This window comes from Simiaoa sp., assembly GCF_051972595.1.
GTDB classification, from domain to species: domain Bacteria; phylum Bacillota; class Clostridia; order Lachnospirales; family Lachnospiraceae; genus Acetatifactor; species Acetatifactor hominis.
Genome location: NZ_JBOKRY010000074.1, coordinates 1 through 3,202, shown reverse-complemented (window position 1 = coordinate 3,202; position 3,202 = coordinate 1). Strand labels below are relative to the sequence as shown.

The window sequence follows — 3,202 nt, the reverse complement described above, 5'->3', positions numbered from 1 at the left end:
ATCTCTTCCGTGTTGATGCTCTTCTTCTCCTCGCCGGTCTTATCGAGAATAGCTTTTCCTTCATGCATCATGATCAGACGGTTGCCGTACTCTACGGCATAGCGCAGATTATGTGTGACCATAATTGTGGTCACTTTTTTCTCTTTCACGACCTGGTCGGTGAGTTCCATGATAATCTCCGCGGTCTTGGGATCCAACGCTGCGGTATGCTCATCCAGGATCAGGAAATCAATCGGTGTCATAGTCGCCATGAGAAGTGCCAGCGCCTGTCTCTGTCCTCCGGAGAGGGAACCGACCTGCACACCCATCTTATCCTCCAGACCTAAATTCAAAGGCCGCAACATTTCGCGATAAGTTTCCAGCTTTGCTTTATTCACACCACGTCCCAGATTATAAGGTTTACCCTTATTCTCTGCAATAGACATATTCTCTAAGATCGTCATGCTGGGACAGGTCCCTTTGGAGGGATCCTGATACACTCTGCCGATCCGACGCTGACGAATATAATCCTTCTGTTTTGTAATATCTTCTCCGTTGATCAGGATCTTGCCGCTGTCCACCGCAATACTTCCGCAGATGATGTTCAGCATAGAAGTCTTACCGGAACCGTTACTTCCTACGACAGATACGAATTCTCCGTCTTTTACCGTAAGGTTGAAATCCTTGAACAGACACAGCTCATTGACCGAACCGGGATTGTAATTTTTATTGATATTGATAAGCTCTAGCATGCTTTCACCTTCTTTCTGTCCATGCTGATCACGAGAATGATCAGGAACAGGACTGCTGTGATCAGCTTGATAGCGTTGGGGCTGATGCCTGCAAACATGGCAACTGCCACACATGCCTTATAGAGAATGGATCCTACCACTACACTGCTGGTCACACGGAAGAATGTTACCTTCTTGAACAGACTGGTGCCGATGATGACGCTGGCAAGACCAATGACTACCGCACCGGTTCCGATGGAGATTTCAAAGCTTCTCTGCTGCTGTGCATAGATACAGCCGCTTAAGGATACAAGACCGTTGGCAATAGACAGACCCACGATCTTCACCAGTCCCTTGTCCACACCGAGGCTGGTAACGATGGTATCATTGTCACCTACGGCACGAAGTAAAAATCCGGACTTGGTGCTCATGTACCAGTCTAACAGATATTTTGCTACCATGGTGATCAGGAAAATAATGATCACATTTTTGAAATTTACCAAAAAGCCCGGAGTAATACTATTCACAAAGCTGTTGTTGAAAATATTTTCCTTATCAAAAATAGCTACATAGCCGGAGCCTGCCACCCACAGATTGATGGTATACAAACCGGTCATCATGATGATACCGGAGAGCAGATCTCTGACTTTTAATTTCACATGGATCAGTCCGGTACAGATTCCCACCAGTGCTCCGCCGAGGAACGCAATGGGAAGCGTGAGGATCGCCGGTACGCCGAAGCCGTTGATCAGACGCACAGTGATGGCAGCCCCAAAGGGGAAGCTGCCATCGACCGTGAGATCCGGAAAATCCAGTATTTTATAGGTAATGTAGACACCCAGTGCCAGGATGCCGTAGATCATTCCTTGTTCCAGTACACTTAATAATAACGCCATAGTTCTCTCCATTCCACAGATATTTTCTGTCCTCACGGCTTAGTGACTGTTCCTCGTTTTGTCGAACCGGGGACACGAAGTAACATCTTATCATTCTGTATATCCAGATTACTCTATTACTTTCTGCCTGACGGCAGTAATATCCCAATTACTGTACTACAATCTCGTCAAAAGACTGGTAAGCATCAGTCTTGTAGTTCTCAGGTAATTCCAGGCCGATCTTCTCTGCTGCTGCGAAGTTCACATACAGGCTGGGCTCGGAGATCACTTCAAAGTTCAGTTCGGAAGCCTTTGCCTCTCCCTTCAGGACTTTCGCTGCCATCTTACCGGTCTGTTTACCAAGCTCGATATATTCCAGACCCATGGATGCCACGCAGCCTACCTTAACCTGTTCTACCTCGGAACCGAATACGGGGATGCCTGCCTTATTAGCTTCATCCAGTACGGTCTGCAGTGCACTTACTACGGTATTGTCGGTCAGGTTGGTAATGCAGTCTACCTTGGATGCGACATCCGCTGCTGCCAGAGCCACCTCAGACATTGCGGTAACACCGCTGTCCACGATCTCGAATCCGTAGTTACCTGCCAGAGCCTTGTACTCTGCGATGGTGCTGATAGAGTTTGCTTCGCTGGTGGTGTAGATGATACCGATGGTCTTCGCTTCGGGAAGTACCTCGCGGATCATTTTTAACTGTGCATCTACTGCTAACGCATCGGAAGTACCGGTGATGTTGCCTACGGGAGTACCGTCTTCATTGGCCAGACCTGCTTCCACAGGATCGGATACTGCAGTGTAGATCACGGGAATATCCGTATTCATTGTAGCATTATATGCTGCCATGGCGCAAGGAGTTGCGATGGCACAGATCATATCTACTTTCTTACTTACGAAATTGCTGGCGGTCATGGCGGAGGTTCCGTTGTCTGCCTGTGCATTGACATATTCAATCGTCAGATTCTCGCCCTCTACGATGCCTTCCTCGGCAAGTCCCTGTAAAAATCCTTCACGACAGTTATCCAAAGATCCGTGTACGGCGTACTGCATAATACCGATGGTGTAGTTATCCTTGCTTCCTGTGCTGCCACATCCGGTGAGGGCACCCATTGCCATAACTGCGGTTAATACTGCTGCTAAAATTCTCTTCTTCATAATCTTATTCCTCTCTTTCTGCGTATCCACGCAATTGAAATTAGTTTGCTCATAAGATTACTGAACCTCGAATAAAAAAACCGCCCCAAATGTATATTCCTATACATTTGAGACGGTAATAAGCTCTTGCTCATCATCGTGGTGCCACTCAATTTAACAAATCCTTACGGATTATGTCCACTTTTCTCTGGATACTATCATATCCATCGGCTTGATAACGGGTCCGAATCCCGCTGACGCCTAAAACTGATCTGTTCTCGGGCCAGCCTCGGAAGTCCATTCGGCGAAAGTTCCTTTACCGTGATCCCACCACCCACGGCTCTCTGTAAAATTCCCTAAGGCTTACTACTCTTCCTCACAGGTTTGGTAAACTTATGAATGTTATTTATGTGTCTAAGAATAATCTTTCTTTTCTGTTTTGTCAATACTATTTTTAGAAAATTTGT

3 protein-coding genes are annotated in these 3,202 nt (G+C 46.8%); all 3 read right to left on the bottom strand.

The window, feature by feature from the left end; genetic code table 11:
• Positions 1 to 731: ABC transporter ATP-binding protein (locus tag ACTRDR_RS14650; protein WP_440528359.1), on the bottom strand; the 731-nt coding region annotated here is incomplete at its 3' end.
• Positions 725 to 1,606 (bottom strand): ABC transporter permease, encoded by an 882-nt coding sequence (locus ACTRDR_RS14645; RefSeq protein WP_022154474.1) that lies wholly within the window; start codon positions 1,604 to 1,606, stop codon positions 725 to 727. The genes ACTRDR_RS14645 and ACTRDR_RS14650, both read right to left, overlap by 7 nt.
• 148 nt (positions 1,607 to 1,754) lie before the next feature.
• Positions 1,755 to 2,756: an ABC transporter substrate-binding protein gene (locus ACTRDR_RS14640; protein WP_440528357.1), complete on the bottom strand. Its 1,002-nt coding sequence runs from the start codon at positions 2,754 to 2,756 to the stop codon at positions 1,755 to 1,757.
• Between the last annotated feature and the right edge of the window lie 446 nt (positions 2,757 to 3,202).